The 17,312-nt window shown below is 50.2% G+C and carries 8 protein-coding genes; 6 read left to right on the top strand and 2 right to left on the bottom strand.

Translation table 11 applies throughout. The features are described 5' to 3' along the window. Positions 1-133 precede the first annotated feature (133 nt). The 6 genes from BMW65_RS07250 to BMW65_RS07225 all read left to right on the top strand — a co-directional run bounded on the left by BMW65_RS07250 (position 134) and on the right by BMW65_RS07225 (position 13,439). The gene (locus tag BMW65_RS07250; protein WP_090604030.1) at positions 134-4,072 is read left to right on the top strand and encodes an ATP-binding protein; all 3,939 of its coding nucleotides are present in this window, start codon (positions 134-136) and stop codon (positions 4,070-4,072) included. Between the two features lie 299 nt (positions 4,073-4,371). After that, a complete protein-coding gene (locus BMW65_RS07245; protein WP_218145358.1) occupies positions 4,372-7,335 on the top strand; it encodes a SusC/RagA family TonB-linked outer membrane protein in 2,964 nt (987 codons plus the stop codon). A gap of 44 nt (positions 7,336-7,379) precedes the next feature. Then, positions 7,380-9,176, top strand: coding sequence for a RagB/SusD family nutrient uptake outer membrane protein (locus tag BMW65_RS07240; protein WP_090604026.1), 1,797 nt, complete (start codon positions 7,380-7,382; stop codon positions 9,174-9,176). Positions 9,177-9,186: 10 nt separating this feature from the next. After that, positions 9,187-10,317, top strand: coding sequence for an alginate lyase family protein (locus BMW65_RS07235; protein ID WP_090604024.1), 1,131 nt, complete (start codon positions 9,187-9,189; stop codon positions 10,315-10,317). 7 nt (positions 10,318-10,324) lie between these two features. After that, entirely contained in the window at positions 10,325-12,223 is a 1,899-nt protein-coding gene (locus tag BMW65_RS07230) for a glycoside hydrolase family 97 protein (protein WP_245747535.1), read from the top strand. 25 nt (positions 12,224-12,248) lie between these two features. After that, entirely contained in the window at positions 12,249-13,439 is a 1,191-nt protein-coding gene (locus BMW65_RS07225; protein ID WP_090604020.1) for a glycoside hydrolase family 88 protein, read from the top strand. On the opposite strand, the gene BMW65_RS07220 is transcribed toward BMW65_RS07225, so the two are convergent. Then, a complete protein-coding gene (locus BMW65_RS07220) occupies positions 13,388-16,207 on the bottom strand; it encodes a glycosyl hydrolase 115 family protein (RefSeq protein WP_090604018.1) in 2,820 nt (939 codons plus the stop codon). The genes BMW65_RS07225 and BMW65_RS07220 overlap by 52 nt on opposite strands. A gap of 32 nt (positions 16,208-16,239) precedes the next feature. Next, complete coding sequence (locus BMW65_RS07215; RefSeq protein ID WP_090604016.1) at positions 16,240-17,310, bottom strand: endo-1,4-beta-xylanase; 1,071 nt, start codon at positions 17,308-17,310, stop codon at positions 16,240-16,242. Positions 17,311-17,312: the final 2 nt, after the last annotated feature.

Raw genomic sequence — 17,312 nt, 5'->3', positions numbered from 1 at the left:
ACCAGCGTATGAAGAGCTATAGCGTCGAGTGAAAATCATTAAAATCGGAATAATTGTTAGCTGGTGTCTGTCTTGCTTTCATTTACAGGCACAACATTCCTATGTTTTTCGCCATATTGATGCCAATAGCGGGTTGTCTGACAACTTGATCAAGGGAATAGGCACTACACCGGATGGTCGCGTGCGGATACGGACGCAATCAATGCTAAACCTGTACAACGGCGGGACGTTTGATTTCTTTCGCCAAGATAGCGGCACACTATATACATGGAACTGTACGGGAGATGAAGAGGAATATGTGGATAGCCAAAACCGTATCTGGCTTAAAGAGAAGCATCGGTTACAGCTGTTCGACCTGAATACCAATCAATATGTGCCGGATGTAGACAGCGTTCTGCGGGCGTATGGAGTATCTGGCAAGTTGAGCGATTTCTTTGTTGACGATACTACAACCTTGTGGTTTGTTGAGGAGGATCGTACACTTTCGTATTACGATACGGCAATTGGTAAATGTATTGCGTTGCCACATCCAGGTATTGAAACAGGGGGCCGAGATCTTTTGCCGCGCGAAATCGAACGGGTGGGCGATACCTGCTGGATAGTTTATTCGAATGGGTTGGTCCGGCTGTGGAACTACCGTACACGGAAAATTATTCGTGAAGACGATAGGTTGGCAGGATTGATCAATGAGGCGTCGTATAATCTGGTGTTGAAGCGATCGTCCAAGGGTGGGATGTGGCTGATGCACCAAACCGATCTCCTGTATTACGACCCCTTGTCCGACCAATGGAATGTTACAACGAATATTGCCGGTTTGTCCAACTTTTTTACTTGCATGGATGTCGATCAGGATGGCAACGCATGGGTAGGCACGTCGCTGGCAGAAATTCGAGTGGTCAGTGGGAGGTCTTTCCATACGCAATCGTTTGTCGGCTTGCCCCTGACGACCGGTGGAAGGCTGGTCAATGATATCAGTACGATTTACATCGATGATGACAATGGGGTATGGATTGGTACATTGTTTCAGGGAATCTGTTATTACCATGCAAGCATGCGCAAAATCAATCTGATACACACTGTGCCGCATGAAAGCCATGTCACCAATGAAAATGTCCGCTGTTTTCTTGAAGAACCGGACGGTACGATTCTGGTGGGTACGGTTAACGGATTATTTCGCTATTTCCCTGAAACCAACCGATTAGAGAGCGTATACCCCGAGCTGAAAGGAAAACTTTGTATGTGGCTCTATCGCGATAGCCGGGGACGGATATGGGTGCCCACATTCCTTAACGGCGTATTCTGCATAGCGAATGGGCAAGTGCGGCAATATGAGCAACCGGGTGTCGCTATCCATGCCGACCCGAATCCGAACAATGGCCGGATGATCATCGAAGATGCTTCAGGCCAGCTGTGGGTGAGCGTGTATGGGGGAGTGGGCCGATTTGACCCGCGTACGGGATCCATTGATTATTTGTATAAAAACCATCCGGAAATAGGCAACCTCAAATTGGGGCTGACGTTTACCCGTATGAATGACCGTGTGCTTGCTGTGGCCGCAGAGGAGTTGTTTTTCTACGATATAACAACAGACAGCCTGTGGTTTCCGTCTTACAGGGATCAGATCCGGACCCATGGAGCGGAGTTTAATTTTATTTATCCGGATAGCCGATCGCTTCACTGGATAAGCGTTGATGGGCTAAAGGTGTGGGATGAGGGAAACAACCGAATCTACGAAATTCCGATCAACGATGATCGCCCGAACCAGACGGTATCGGCTATTTTGGAAGACGAAAAAGGAGATATGTGGGTGTCTACCATGAATGGCATCAGCAAGATTACGGTGAATAGTGGCACGGAAGGCTATGATTTTACGGTCACAAATTTCGGTAGTACGGATGGAGCGGGTGTGCAGGCAGGACGCTTTAATACCGGTGCATCCATGCGGGCCAGCGATGGTACCATGTATTTTGGCGGCGTACATGGCATGAATGTGTTTCATCCAGAGTCGATGGTGTATAATGCCGGTGTGCATAAACCGATTTTTACCGGGTTCAGGCTGTTTAACACGCCTATTAAGGAGCGTATAACCCATAATGGGCGTATATTATTTGAACAGCCCATCAACCAGATGCATGACATCCATCTGAAGCATCATGAAAACTTTATCACGCTGGAGTTTGCGGGATTGAATTATGTAAACCCTTCCAAGACCTATTACCGATACCGGCTGGAAAACTATGACCAAGGCTGGACGGAGATACAAACCGACGGCGTGGGCAGGGTAAACTATACGGGTTTGCCGCCGGGGAAATATACATTTAAAGTGTATACAGCCAATAACGATAGGCATTGGGGAGACGAATATGCCGAACTGGCCATTGTGATTTCCCCACCTTTTTGGGCTACGGCATGGGCTAAGTTATTATATGTTGTACTTGCCTTATTGGCTGTGTTAGGAATTATTAGGTATTTTAATTGGCGAAATCACCTTAAAATGCTGCGTAAACAAGAAATGGAAGCGCAGCGTCAACGGGAGGAACTTGACCAATTTAAACTCAATTTCTTTACCAACATCAGCCACGAGTTTCGCACGCCATTGTCGCTTATTATGACCCCGCTGGAATTGCTGCGCAATGATGTGGACGACCCTGCGCTGAAGGAAAGACTGGGAGCGATATATGGGCATTCAAATGACTTGTTGGCGATGGTCAACCAACTACTGGATTTCCGCAAGCTGGAGGTGAAGGGTGAAGAATTGCGATTGAGCCATGGCGATATCGTTGAATTCTTAGAAGGTGTATATGCTTCTTTTAAACCTATAGCCGATAGTAAATACTTGGACTTTGCGCTGAATAGACCGGAAACGCCGGTGTACATGTTTTTTGACAAAGACAAGATCCAGAAGGTGATGAACAACTTGCTGTCCAATGCCTTCAAATTTACCCCGCAAGAGGGGAAGGTGAGGTTGCGCGTGTCAACGGACATCACGGGCGAACGAAGATGCGTGCGCATCATCGTGGCCGATACGGGACGTGGGATTGCTGAAGCCGATTTACCTTATATCTTCGACCGGTTTCATCAGGCAGACAACCAGGTGTCCAATCAGGCGGGAAGCGGTATTGGTCTGTACCTGGTCAACGAGTATGTAGCGTTGCATGAAGGGCAGGTAGACGTGGCCAGTAGCCTGGGCAGCGGGACAACATTTACCGTACAATTGCCTACTGATTTGGCAGCTGAACCCGTTGCACTGCCTTCACAGGACAATGCACAGGAATCGATTAAGGCTATACAGGTCGTTACAACCCAAAAGATTCTCATCGTGGAGGATAATACCGAGTTCAGGCAGTTTCTCAAGTCGCAACTGGCTGTGCATTATAGTGTGATAGAAGCTTCGGATGGGGAGGAAGGTGAAAAACGGGCATTGGTCGACGAGCCCGACCTTATCCTTTCGGACATGATGATGCCTAAGATAGATGGGATTACCCTCTGTCAGCGATTGAAAAGCAATATCCAGACCAGCCATATCCCCATTATCCTCTTGACGGCACGGACATCTGAGGATGCAAAGTTGGCCGTATATGCTGCCGGAGCAGATTCCTATATGGCTAAACCCATTGTATATGCTACGCTGTTGACACGTATTGAAAAACTTATCGAACAACAGGAAATGCGGAAGGCGCTGTTTCATACCACCATCGAAGTAACGCCAAGCAGCATTACGATCAATTCGCTTGACGAGGCGCTGGTGCAAAAGGCATTGCAAAGTGTCGAAAAAAATATGGACAATCCACAGTATGGAGTTGATGACCTCGGCCAGGAGATTGGATTGAGCCGTGGGCACCTGTATCGAAAACTTCAATCCCTTACTGGTCGGAATCCGGCAGAATTTATCCGTGCTATTCGTTTGAAAAGGGCAGCCCAATTGCTTCGCGATAGCCAACTCCATGTTGCGGAAATCGCGGATATGGTCGGCTTCAACACGCTCAAGTATTTCAATAAACACTTCAAAGATACCTTCGGTATGACACCTACGCAATACCGGGAGAAAGAAAAGACGGATTGTACAAAGTGACCTATCATTTGAGACAATTTGACCCAGCCTTGAAAAGGCATTCAACCTACTTTTGCTGTCCAATTAATAAGAAGCTAACCCATATTTTAAACATGTGAATTATGATTCAGGAAAACAATTACAATTAAACCAATTGATGCCATTTGGCCATTGATAAGCAAATGTTAACCAATGAATAATTGGGAGGGAACCAATTATTTGAAGTGAATTTTTCAAACCTTAAAAAAAGAATTATGACATTAAAATTAGCTTTTTCGAATAGAGGCTTTTGGTTGTTACCTTTTTTTCTTTGGGCAACAATGCAATCGTTTGCTCAAGGTCAGACTGCGAATGGTACGGTCCGGGATGCGACGACGAATGAGCCACTGCCCGGGGTAGCAGTCAATGTGGTGGGCTCATCGACGTCAACCAGCACGAATGAACAGGGAAATTTTACATTACAAAATATTCCAGCAGGTGCCACATTGGAGTTTTCATCGGTAGGTTACACCGCGCAACGTGTCAGTGCAGCTACCAATATGATGATTCTGCTGGACGTCGAACAGAGCGAACTGGACGAGGTGGTTGTGGTGGGTTATGGCACGGTCAAGAAATCCGATTTAACAGGGGCCGTAGGAAGTGTTTCCAATCAAACATTGACCAAGGGCGGGCAATTCAACGCGTTGGCGGGTATGCAAGGGGCGGTGTCCGGCGTGAACATTGTGCGGAGCAACAGCAAGCCAGGCGGCGGTTATTCGATTGAGGTGCGTGGATTGAGCTCGATTTCGAGTACCAATGAACCACTTGTCGTTATCGATGGAGTGCCAGGCGCAAATCTGGATAAAATTAATCCGGACGACATTGAAAAGGTTGATATTTTAAAGGATGCATCGGCCACGGCTATCTACGGTTCGCGTGGTGCCAATGGCGTGGTCATCGTCACCACGAAACGGGGTGTCGATGGTAAGCCCAGTGTCAGCTACCAGGGTTATGTGGGCTTTCGGCAATACATGAATTTACCGGACATGATGTCCGGGAATGAATACGTGCAGCTTGCCCGTGAGACCCGCCGGGCAACGAATAACAACGAATACATTTCGGACGAGACTATTTTTTCGGATCCTTCAGAACTACTTGCGGTACAACAAAACAATTACTTCGACTGGGTCAGCGCCGTGTCAAATACGGCAATGCAAACCAACCACACCATTTCGGCGACTGGTGGCACCGAAGATACCAAGTATTCGCTTTCTGCGGGCTATTATAACGAGGGTGGTATGTTGTATCCGCAAGGATATGACCGGTATAACCTGCGCGCTAACCTGGATTTGACAGCGAACAGATTTCTGAATTTCGGCGGAAGCCTTTACTTGACCTATGATGACCGTGAAACGGGCAATTCGGATTTGATGCAGGATGCTATCCGTATGCGGCCTACACAGCACCCGAATAGCCTGGTGGATGGCACAGAACTTTTCCGGTACCCAAGCAACGGCTTGTTTAATCCCTTGGTCACCCAACAGAATGAGTTTAATAATACGAAGGCAACAAATATCTTGGCTAATGCGTATGTGAGCCTGAAACCGATTGAGGGATTGGAACTCCGTTCGTCCTTCTCTCCCTACATCGTCAATACGCAGGTGGGCCAGTATCGCGGGGTGTATACCAAAGCTTTGCAGGGGACTGCGGCGGGAGCCACCAATAGCTTGCGGAAATACACGGATTTGAACTGGGTATTCGACAACATTGCGAATTATAAGTGGGAGTCCGGGGTACATCGCTTGGATATTACCGGTGTGTTTTCCTTGCAACAAAATCAATATGAAAACATTCAGGCGGCTTCGCGTGACCTGAGTTTCAACTCGCTGTGGTATAACCTACAAGGAGGCGAAATGACAGGTCTCAGCTCTGCCTATACGCGGGTCAACCTGATGTCGTACCTCCTTAGGGCAAACTATACGTTTAATGATAAATACATGCTTACAGCAAGTGCACGCTATGACGGGTCATCCAAGCTGGCATCAGGCAATAAATGGGCTCTTTTTCCTTCTGCGGCCGTTGCCTGGCGCCTTAAACAGGAAGCGTTCCTGACGGATGTCGACTGGTTGAGCGACCTTAAACTTCGGCTGAGCTATGGGCGTACCGGCAACGATTCCGTGTCCCCCTATTCGACAAGCGGTACGATATCGGGCCCAAGGTATTATGTTTTTGGGGAAGACGTCATCGGAAATGCACCCAACAACTTGCGTAACGATGCGCTTACCTGGGAAAAGACGGCCGAATATAATCTGGGGATTGACTTCGGACTTTTCCGCAGCCGGATATCAGGTAGTGTAGAACTCTACAATAGGTTGACCACCGATTTGATCATGAGCCGGATAGTGCCTACACACCTGGGCTATGGTTCTATCACGGACAATGTGGGATCGGTGCGCAACAAGGGGACGGAGGTGATGCTGAATACGGTCAATGTAGTAACCGATAATTTTAGATGGACCTCGGTAATTAGTGTCGCGTACAATCACAATGCCATCGTGGATTTGGCGGCAAAGGAAGACATGGGACGCTATTCGCCGCAGTTGGAAGGAATGATGGGCGATTATGCCAACCGATGGTTCATCGGGCAACCTATCCGGACAAACTGGAACCTGATGACTATTGGTGTGTGGCAACTCGGCGAAGAGGAAGAGGCTGCCCGGTACGGGCAACGTCCGGGACAATTCCGTGTGCGTGATTTCGACGGAGATGGGGCAATTCACAACGACCGTGACCGTGCCATTGATGGCAAAAGGCAAGCGGACTGGAATGGTGGTTTCACGAATACGTTTGAATACAAGGATTTCGATCTGGCCGTCCACACTTACTGGCGAACAGGTGCCCGCGAGCGAAATCAGTTTTATGTCTCCTATGCCCTGGAAAATAACAATATGAATTTCAACAACCTGAGGAAAGACTATTGGACGCCGGAAAATCCATCAAACACCATGGGACAACCTTCCAATATGGGGCCTTACCGTGATCAAAATAGCACGGTATCTACCGTATCCCATGTGGTGCAAAGTACAGATTTTCTGAAGATAGCTTATGCGACGCTGGGATATACATTCAAAAGCTCCCTTGCTGAACAGATCAAAGCAAGCCGCATACGGCTTTATGCCACCGTGCAAAACCCATTCATTTTTACCAGCTGGTCCGGGTTTGACCCTGAACAGCCAAGCGCAAGTATTGGCGGGACGGACTTGATGACACGCAGTGTGCTTTTTGGATTGAATGTTTCCTTCTGATCAAAGAATGATGAAGGGTTAGGATGAACTTAAAAATGAGAAAAATGAAATTATCGAAATATATCGTTAAAGGGGTTGCCCTCCTTGGTATCGCAGGCTCATTGGCTGCGTGCAGTGACTTCTTGGATGAAGTCAACTACTCCAGTCAGTCTGCTGAAGAATTTTTCATGACGGCATCAGGTTATGAAAATTTAGTCATTGGCTGCTATGCTGATTTGCGCAGCATTTATAATAGTAAAGACTATATCAATATATCGCAATTGGGAACGGATGTCGTAACCCAGAATTTTGTGGGCTCGGTATCGCCCCTTAACCAGTATACGGTGACGTTTGATGCGAATCAAGGAAGCCTAAATGCACATTGGAACCGGTTGTACAGTGCCTTGAAAAATGTGAATGCAGCAATAGGCCGTGCACCGGACGTGCTGACACGTGATCAAGACCTGGACGGTATCGATGAGGCGGTGCTGGCCACGCGCATAGCGGAGGCGAAATTCCTTCGCGCACTCTATCTGTTTGAAATCGTCAAAAATTGGGGACAGGGGCCACTATTGACAGAAGAACCGATGGCTCCGGTATATACTGCTGACATGAGCCCCGCATCGGCATTTTACGAGCAGATTTTGTCCGATCTGGGCGAGGCTATCGAGCTATTGCCTACACGGCAGACTGGCGTGAATTACGGGCGGGCCTCCGCTGCTGCAGCAAAACACCTTCGTGCGCTGGTATTGCTTACCCGGGGATATGAAGATTATGCGGCACCGACAGATTATCAAAATGCATTCAATGATGCGATAGATGTCATCAACAATTCGGGGCATAGCCTGTTGGACGATTATATGCAGGTACACCGGCAGGCCAATCAGCGCAACGACGAAATTATCTTCTCGATAGGCTTCTCGGAAACGGCAAACAACAACGTGAATGGTCGGCATATGTATTACCTCTTTCCTTACCGGGAGGGTTGGCCGGGCCTTTCGAAGGATAACTATTATAGCAACGATGACGCGAGCTTTGTGCCGACGAAATATTTCTATATGCTCTTTGACTGGGCAAATGACCGCCGCGCGGAAGTGACTTTCATGAGCCCGCTGAACGCCGATCCGGCTACGTCAATCGATGGAAGGAACACCGGTAAAAACTGGTTCCAATGTACTTCGCCCGTGGCCGGCCGATTTGCACTTGGGGATACCGTAGTGTATTTTCCAGTGCCGAGCGACCCGAACTTCAAGTTTTGGACTCAGGAAGATAAAGATGCCGTGGAATTTACCGTATACAATTTCCCTACGGGCGATCCGGACGATATGTCGCAGGACGATTATTTCCGGAATGCGTACCAAACCAGCAATTCCAATACGCGGGCTTTCTTGCCGGTCTGGAAATTCAAGGACGCCAACACGATTTATAATGAAAGTAATGCGGCTTCCGGAACCCGGAATATCTATCTTTTCCGTTTGGCGGAAACGTATCTGATTGCCGCGGAGGCCGCATTGCAAAACGGAGACAATGGGCAAGCTTCGTTTTACCTCAATGAGGTACGTGAGCGTGCAGCGAAGGTCCCAGGAAGCCTGCGAAAAACCGGAACGATTACCCTGGATGATATCCTTGATGAACGTGCATTGGAGCTGTTTGGTGAAGTGTCTCATTGGAACGACCTGCAACGGACGGGTCGCTTGGGCGAGCGCGTACTGGCACACAACTGGGATACGGCCAATATCTTTGGCGGCATCCAGACACAATTGACCACTGGAGAGTCCAAGTTTTATTTAAGGCCGATTCCACTGGCTTGGCTAAATACGCTGTCAAACGGCTCGGAGATTGGAAATAACCCTGGATGGTAAACTTTTGGAAATGAAAAAATTTTGGTTAATTATTATTGGTTTATTGCTGGGCAGGTGGGGGGCTGCCCAGCAAACTGAAGAACCATTCGTTCATCCTGGCATTTTGCATACGGAAGATGCGCTGATGGCAATTAAGCAGGCAATCACGGAGAACCGTGAGCCGTGGGCCAACGCTTATGCCTTGTTTTTGAAAGATAGGCGTGCCTCTTATCAATATGATGTCAATGGTCCATATGATGTCGTTTCGCGGATGGGCAGCCAGCCCAATGAGCCAAACCTGCACAAGAAGGAATTCGAGGACGACTGCTTAGCAGCTTACTACAATGCGGTACAATGGAGGCTCACGGGCGATCAGCGGCATGCTGCCAAAGCTGTTGAAATCATGGATGGCTATGCGAGGGAATTGAAAGAGGTCATCAACCACGATAGGGAATTGATGGCTTCTTTGTGTGGTCACCTGTTGGTCAACGCGGCAGAGCTTATTCGACATAGTGATGCGGACTGGGATACGCAGCGGATCGCGGCTTTCGAGCGCATGGTACGTGAAGTGCTGTATCCGGTCATCGCTGAATTTGCTACGTTTGCCAATGGCAACTGGGATGCAGCTTGTATCAAGGCCATGATGACGTTCGGTGTATTCCTGGATGATAGGGAAATGTTTGACCGTGCGGTCACGTATTTTTACAAGGGCGAGGGGAATGGCCGGCTGACGCACTATGTGATCAATGAAGCGGGGCAATGCCAGGAAAGCGGACGAGATCAAGCGCATACGCAATTTGGTCTGGGCTGCCTGGCAGAAGCTTGCGAAATCGGCTACAACCAGGGATTGGATATGTACGGGGCCGCGGAAAACCGTCTGCTCGCAGGTTTTGAATATACTGCAAAATATAATTTAGGATTTGATGTGCCGTTCTCGACTTGGCTGGACAGGACAGGCAAGTATTACCATGCCGAAATCGCACACCATGACCGTGGTAAATGGCGTGGTGTTTTCGAAATTGTCCTTAATCATTATGAAAAGCGGGCTAAGTTAAATCCGTTCTATACCCGAATGGTGGTAGATAAAATAATGCCAGAAGGCGAGCCGTGGACGGCTGACCATCCGGGCTATGGTACCTTATTATTCCGATCTCCAAATTAATTCAACTATGTCAATTACGTTGCGTTTAATTGCGCTATCTCTTCTTCTTATGTGCGGCCGGATAGGTGTCGCACAGCGTTTGTCATTGAAATCGCCCGATGGCAACTACGAAATGCAGGTTTATACGGCCAAGGAAAGGTTGTGGTATATGGTAGCTTATCGGGGAACACCCGTTATCCTGGAGTCCCAGCTGGGCATCCGGGCGGCCGAAGATTGGTCCGTCGGACTGGAAATAGCCGATCAGACAATCGGGGAAACCGATACGGTGTGGAAGCCGATCTACGGTGAGCGATCACAGGTGACCGACCATTATCGGTCTTGTGAGTTGACGGTTACGAAAAAGGGAACGGATAAGAAGCAATTGAAGCTACAGATTCGGGCATATAATGAGGGCATCGCCTTCCGCTATCGGTTTCCCGGGAACGAATATTTTCAAGTGACCGACGAATATACGGAGTTTCAGCTGCCAGCCAACACACAGGCTTATTTTACCAAGCAAGCCCAAAGCGTCTATGAGAAACGGCCATTGGCGGATTGGCCTGGTGAAAGCGAGCGCCCATTGGTATTGACCTTAGAGAATGGTCCTTATGTGCTGTTGACAGAAGCGGCCGTAGTCGATTATGTGCGTACCAAATTCGTGCTCAGTGCACATAAAGCCAATACGATAAAAGGTGCCATGTACGGTCCGGTGGATCACATCGCACCTTACCAAACACCATGGCGGGTCATTATGGTGGCAGAGCGACCGGGGCAATTGATTGAGCATAACGACCTGCTGCTTAATCTCAATCCACCAAGTGAAATCGATAATCCGTGGTGGATTAAACCCGGGAAAGCGATGCGCGAAGTAACACTTACAACAGAAGGCGCGAAAGCTACCATCGACTTTGCTGTCAAGCATCATCTCCAGTATTTGATGTTCGACGCCGGTTGGTATGGGCCTGAAGGCAGCAAATCGTCTGATGCGACCACGGTTACGTTGGATCCGGCACGCAACTCGAACCCGGATGCGTTAGACCTTAAAACCGTCATTGCTTATGCTAAACAACGTGGCATCGGAGTTATCTTATATGTCAATCAGCGGGCGCTGTTTCAGCAACTGGATGACATCCTGCCCCTTTACAAGTCCTGGGGCGTAGACGGCCTAAAATTTGGTTTTGTGCAGGTGGGCTCGCAATACTGGACGGCTTGGATGCACGAGGCTGTCCGGAAGTGTGCGGAATATGGATTAATAGTAGATATCCACGATGAATACCGGCCATCGGGGTTCAGCCGTACCTACCCGAATCTGCTATCACAGGAGGGAATTTATGGCAATGAAGAGTTTCCGGATGCCACGCACAATGTGACCTTGCCGTTTACCCGGTATACCCAAGGTGCGGCAGACTATACCATCTGTTATTACCGGCAGGATTTCGATGGCAAAACAACGTTCGATACCCGACATGGACTGACGAATGTACGGCTGCTTAAAACGACGTCGGCGCATCAATTGGCTTTGTCTGTCGTTTATTACAGTCCGCTTCAATTCTTGTACTGGTATGACAAGCCCAGCGACAGCCGGGACGAACCCGAACTGGAGTTTTTTGACCAGGTGCCCACCGTGTGGGACGATACCCGGGTTGTGCAGGGTGAGATTGGTGAATACATTAGCGTTGCCCGCAGGACTGGCGACCGTTGGTTTGTAGGAAGTATTACCAACAACGACGCACGGAAATTGAATATCCCATTGGATTTTTTGGAAGAAGGCAAGGAATACGTTGCCAAAATTTATGAAGATGACCAACATGTGTCAACACGCACGAAAGTCGGTATCCGTGAACTTGTCGTAAACCGATCGATGCAGTTGAATGCTGATCTGCAGGCTTCTGGTGGTCAGGCGGTTTGGATTTTTCCGAAGGATTGAAAACGCGCTTACGTAAACTATACTGATGAAACTTTTATTCAAGCTGATTCCCCCATTAGCGCTTATCCTGTCTTGCCAAAACGAGCAGCAATATGACGTTCAACACGAAATCGATTACAGTGTAGCGAAAGTGCGTCAGACTTTAGCCCTTTTACCACCCGATCCGCCAAATATCCCTCGAAACATTACCGAAGATGGAAAGACTTGGCGATATGTGAGCCATAGCGATTGGACCAGTGGATTTTGGCCCGGCATCTTATGGTATGCCTATGAAGCTACGCGTGATGAGACATTGTTGAAGACAGCCGACATATTTACTAAGCAGTTGTTGCCGCTCTCGCAGGAACCAGCGACCGACCACGACTTGGGCTTTCAGGTATTCAATAGTTTTGGCAATGGGTATCGGCTAACTTCAAATGAAGCATACAAACCAGTTATTTTGGCAACGGCAGATAGCTTGGCTACCTTGTACAACCCCCGCGTCGGTACCATCTTGTCCTGGCCCAGATCAGTGCCAAACTTGGAATGGCCACAGCACAACACGATCATCGACAATATGATCAATCTCGAATTGTTGTTTTGGGCGTCAAAGAATGGTGGTGCGGATTCGTTGTATGACATCGCGGTGAAACACGCGGAGGTGACGATGGCGAACCAGTTCAGGCCAGACCACACAGTCTACCATGTCGTGGTATATGACAAAGATACCGGAAAGCGAATTAAACAAGTGACTCATCAAGGGTTTGCGGATCAAAGCGTATGGGCACGCGGGCAGGCTTGGGCTATCTACGGATTTACTATGGTCTATCGGGAAACACACGATCCGAAATTTTTGGATTTTGCCCAGCAAGTAACCGACGTATACCTCGATAGGTTGCCCGATGACTTGGTTCCCTACTGGGATTTCGACGACCCCGATATCCCGGATGCGCCGCGCGATGCATCGGCGGCCGCCATCGTTGCATCGGCCCTGCTGGAGCTTTGCACGTTTGTTGAAGGGCCTGAAAAAGACACGTATTTTGATTGTGCGCAGGCGATGCTCCGGTCGCTTTTTGACCATTATCGGGTAGACATGCCGGGCAATACGGCATTGCTGAAAGGTGTCACGGGGCATAAGCCGAACGGGAGCGAGATCAATACGTCTATCAACTATGGCGACTACTATTACTTGGAGGCGTTGTTGCGGCTGCATAAGCTTTCTGGCGGCCCCAAATAACTCGGCTGTTCGCCGCCGAGGTCAATGACCACCCGTTGCAATACCACACCGGGGTCGACGAACCATACCTTTAAGGCATGTTTCCCGCTATCGGCAAGCGAATGGCGGGAAACCACATGCTTGATGTTGTTGGCAACCCCCTCACCCCATGCTTTCTCGGATCCGTCTTCGTTGATGTTGATCAATTGCGGAGCCTGCCCATCCACGGATACGGCCAGCCTCAGATGGCCTTCCCCGTTGAAATTGAGGGTGGGTGATACGTGCAGCGTCACCTGGGCGTCGCCTTCGCCGTGGCTATAAAAGCGGTATACCAGGTGCGGGCTTCCTTCGTCCCAAGGCAGGGGAGGGGCGGTCACGGGCATGGCCGCGACGGCAGACTCCGTGCGCCCGTAATCCGGTAGCACCTGCCACTGGATGCCCTTGGCATCCACCGCTTCACTGTAGTGATGTGCTTCGATGGCGACATAGCCGTTGTTTTCGATAAAGGTGTTGGGTTGTTCAGCCTTAGGTAGCGGGTAATAATGTATGGGGATCTGCACACGTGTTTCCTGTCCTGTCCCTTTTATGCGGATGGTGGCGGTATGTTTCCCGGCAGGGACCTTGTCCCAGTCGATATACACCCATAGTCGCAGTTCATCGCTGATCGTCCCGCCTGTATCGGAAAGCCGCACCCAGTCGGCCGAAGACTTCGCTTCGAACGGGAACGTGCCTTCCCCTTGGTTGAAGATTTCGATGTAGGCGCTGTCGCGCGTATGGGGGTTCAGTTCGGGCAATAGCGGTTGCTGCTGTCCGTCAAACCGGAACCCTTCGGCGTGTACGCCCATCCGGGCCTCTGTGGGCATGGTGAGGCGTTTTACCTCGGGCATGACCTGATGTTCGGGCTGCTGCCAGTACGTATAGCCGATATGGGTTTGGTCCATCATGTGGCTCCATTTGCCTCCGGCCATCACGTCGTTGTACTGATGGGTGAGCAGGGAATCTTTTGCGAACAAGGTTTCGGCCTGTTCGGCCATCGTATTGGTTGCCGCGCGCCGCTGGGAGGCGTAGAGCCGGTTTTTGGCTACGGTATAGTAGAGCTCGTAGAGGTTGGCGCAGGCCAGGATGGGAAAGAGTACCAACTGGTAGTAGGCGTCGCGGTATTGCGCGGGTAGTCGCTCATGGACAGCTTGGGCGCGGTCGGCTAAGGCGTTGTAGTCGGCCACCACGCGTTCCCATTCGCGGTAGTAGTGGAGGCTGTAGGTATCGGCATCGAGCAGCTCAGGCTTGCGGCGGCCGTTGAATTTGGTGTACTGCGCAAGGAACTCGGCGATGTCGCTTGCATGGGTTTCGCCGAATTGTTTCTGCGCCCATTCCACGGTATATGCATGCAGTTGCGCGGCACCCCAGCGTTCGGGCGACCACGCCATGTCGAGGAAAAATTCCGTGGGAAATTCCATGGGCTTGATGTCGCCGACATTCACAATCCATAGCTGGGTGGCACCATACTGATAAGCCAGGTTCATCTGTTCCCATACTCTGGTAATGGGGTTTGTGTTCAGCCATTTGTAGTTGCGCGGGCCGCCTACATAATCGAAGTGGTAGTAGATGCCATAGCCTCCCTTGCGCGGCGGGTCGGACAGCTTGGGTAGCTTGCGGATGTTGCCCCAGTTGTCATCGCAGAGCAGGAGGGTCACGTCATCGGGCACGCGCATGCCATGGTCGTAGTAGTCCTGCACTTCTTTGTACAGCGCCCACACTTGCGGTACTGCTGTTGCATCTTTCCCGGTAACTTCGCTGATGATTTGGCGCTGGTCGGCCACGATGGTTTCCAGCAGTCCGATGGCCGTGCCTTCGGTCATCGGCTCGTCGCCGTCGCCCCGCATGCCGATGGTCACCAGGTTTTCATGAGTACCCATCCGCTGGATGCCTGCTTTCCAGAATGCTTGGAGTGCAGTTTTGTTGGTTTGATAATCCCACGACCCATTGCCGTAGCGCCGCCATTCGTCGTGCGCACGCACCATGGGCTCGTGGTGGGAAGTGCCCAGCACGATGCCATATTGATCGGCCAGCACGGGATTCAGTGAGTCGTCGTCGTTGAATGCCCGGCCCCACATGGCAGGCCACAGGAAGTTGCCTTTAAGACGGAGGATAAGCTCGAATACTTTTTCGTAGAAGGTATGGGTGAAGCCACCGTGGTATTTTTCAGCCCAGCCCGCCAGTGCTGGGGCCTCGTCGTTGATAAAGATGCCCCGGTATTTGACGGCGGGGGATTGGAGAACCGTCCTTTTGGCCGGGAAGAACAGCTCGTCGCTTTTTTTCACGGGTACATCAGCCCAATAGTGCCATGGGGATACCCCGATTTGGTAGGAGACATCATAAATCCCGAAGATGGTACCCCGGTTGTCGCTGCCTGCAATGACCAGCGCCTGTGCAATATCTGAAGTGGGGTTGTCTACCACTTCGATGAGCGTGCTTTCCCATTTGCCGGTGACATCGGTCATGTCAATCGTTCCCGTGCGAACCAGTTCATCGATGACGCGTGATTTTCCGATGGTACCGATGATGATAGTGGCAGGGGTACCCTTGCCATTCAATGTGGGCCGTACGGCGGTGATGCGCTCGATATCCAATTGTAAGTCCGAGGCTGCCCGCAGTACACTACGGTGTTCGCTGCTGTCGACCATGATGTTGGCCGCTTGGTGGCTGCCAACAATGGGAAATTCCTTGCCGGATGCGTATGCGATCTGTACGATTCCTAAAATTCCTATGAAAACGGCGATTTTCTGCATAACTCGGTGTTTTAATGGGTTTTATTAAAGGATTAGAAATCTACCACCCTCCAATAAGCCCTTTTGGGTTTCCGCTGGGTATCGAATAGGGAGGGATGATTTTTCCTTCCCGCTACCGGGTAATTATCGAGCCAGGTGTAGCGGTCGTTGGCATTCCAGAAGGTGACACTGGTCAGGACGTCGCGGTAATCACGGAATACCCGGAATGCCATCGCGTATTTTTCGGCCTGGGCTTTTTGCATGGCCTCGGTATACACATCGGATTCGTCGGCACGTTTGGAGCGGCGTTCCTTTTCCCAGGGATATACCGAGACATCCAGTTCGGTGATGTGCAGCTCCAGTCCGAGCGAGGAAAACCGATCCAACGCATAGCGCAATTGGTCTTCCGAAGGTTCAAAAACAGACCAGTGTGCTTGCAGCCCGACACCATGTATCGGGACGTTTTTGTCTTTGAGCCGTTTCAGCAGTGTGTAGATACGCTCCACCTTCTCCGGTCGTTCGCTGTTGTAGTCGTTGTAGAAGAGCTTGGCATCCGGATCGGCTTCGTGGGCAAATTCAAAGGCTTTTTCCACGAAGTCTTCACCGATGATCGCCGTCCATTTTGATGGCCGCAACAGGTTTTCCGGGTTGTCGTCAATGGCTTCATTCACGACATCCCAAGCATATACCTTCCCCTTGTACCGCTTCATGACGGTATGGATGTGCGTCCGCAGGCGTTCCAGCAGGATTTCCCTGGAGACTGGTTGGCCTTCGTCATCCACGAAAAACCAGTCGGCCACCTGCTGGTGCCAGCATAGGGCATGGCCCCTAATCCGCATGCCGCGGGAAGCAGCAAATGCCACGATATCATCAGCAAGTTCCCAGTTGAATACACCCTCCTTGGGTTGCAGCGGTCCCATTTTCATGGCATTTTCAGCGGTGACACTATTGAAGTGCTGCTGGATAAACGCGGCTTCCTCACCGTCAAGGCTTCTCGGGTTGACGGCCACGCCGATGGGAAAATAGGCCGCATAATAATCCTTCAAGCCTTTGTCCGGTTGGGGCCGGACAGACGATGTGCTGGCTAATGCCAGTAAACTGATGAACACTGGTAGTCTTTTCATGA

This window comes from Parapedobacter koreensis (assembly GCF_900109365.1).
GTDB lineage: Bacteria > Bacteroidota > Bacteroidia > Sphingobacteriales > Sphingobacteriaceae > Parapedobacter > Parapedobacter koreensis.
Note: the sequence above shows the minus strand (reverse complement) of the source record. Positions and strands in the feature narration are given on the sequence as shown.

Coding starts and splice junctions, on each gene's coding strand:
- BMW65_RS07245 (WP_218145358.1), top strand. CDS start 4,372: ATGCAATCGTTTGCTCAAGGTCAGACTGCGAATGGTACGGTCCGGGAT.
- BMW65_RS07240 (WP_090604026.1), top strand. CDS start 7,380: ATGAAATTATCGAAATATATCGTTAAAGGGGTTGCCCTCCTTGGTATC.
- BMW65_RS07235 (WP_090604024.1), top strand. CDS start 9,187: ATGAAAAAATTTTGGTTAATTATTATTGGTTTATTGCTGGGCAGGTGG.
- BMW65_RS07230 (WP_245747535.1), top strand. CDS start 10,325: ATGTCAATTACGTTGCGTTTAATTGCGCTATCTCTTCTTCTTATGTGC.
- BMW65_RS07225 (WP_090604020.1), top strand. CDS start 12,249: ATGAAACTTTTATTCAAGCTGATTCCCCCATTAGCGCTTATCCTGTCT.
- BMW65_RS07220 (WP_090604018.1), bottom strand. CDS start 16,207: ATGCAGAAAATCGCCGTTTTCATAGGAATTTTAGGAATCGTACAGATC.
- BMW65_RS07215 (WP_090604016.1), bottom strand. CDS start 17,310: ATGAAAAGACTACCAGTGTTCATCAGTTTACTGGCATTAGCCAGCACA.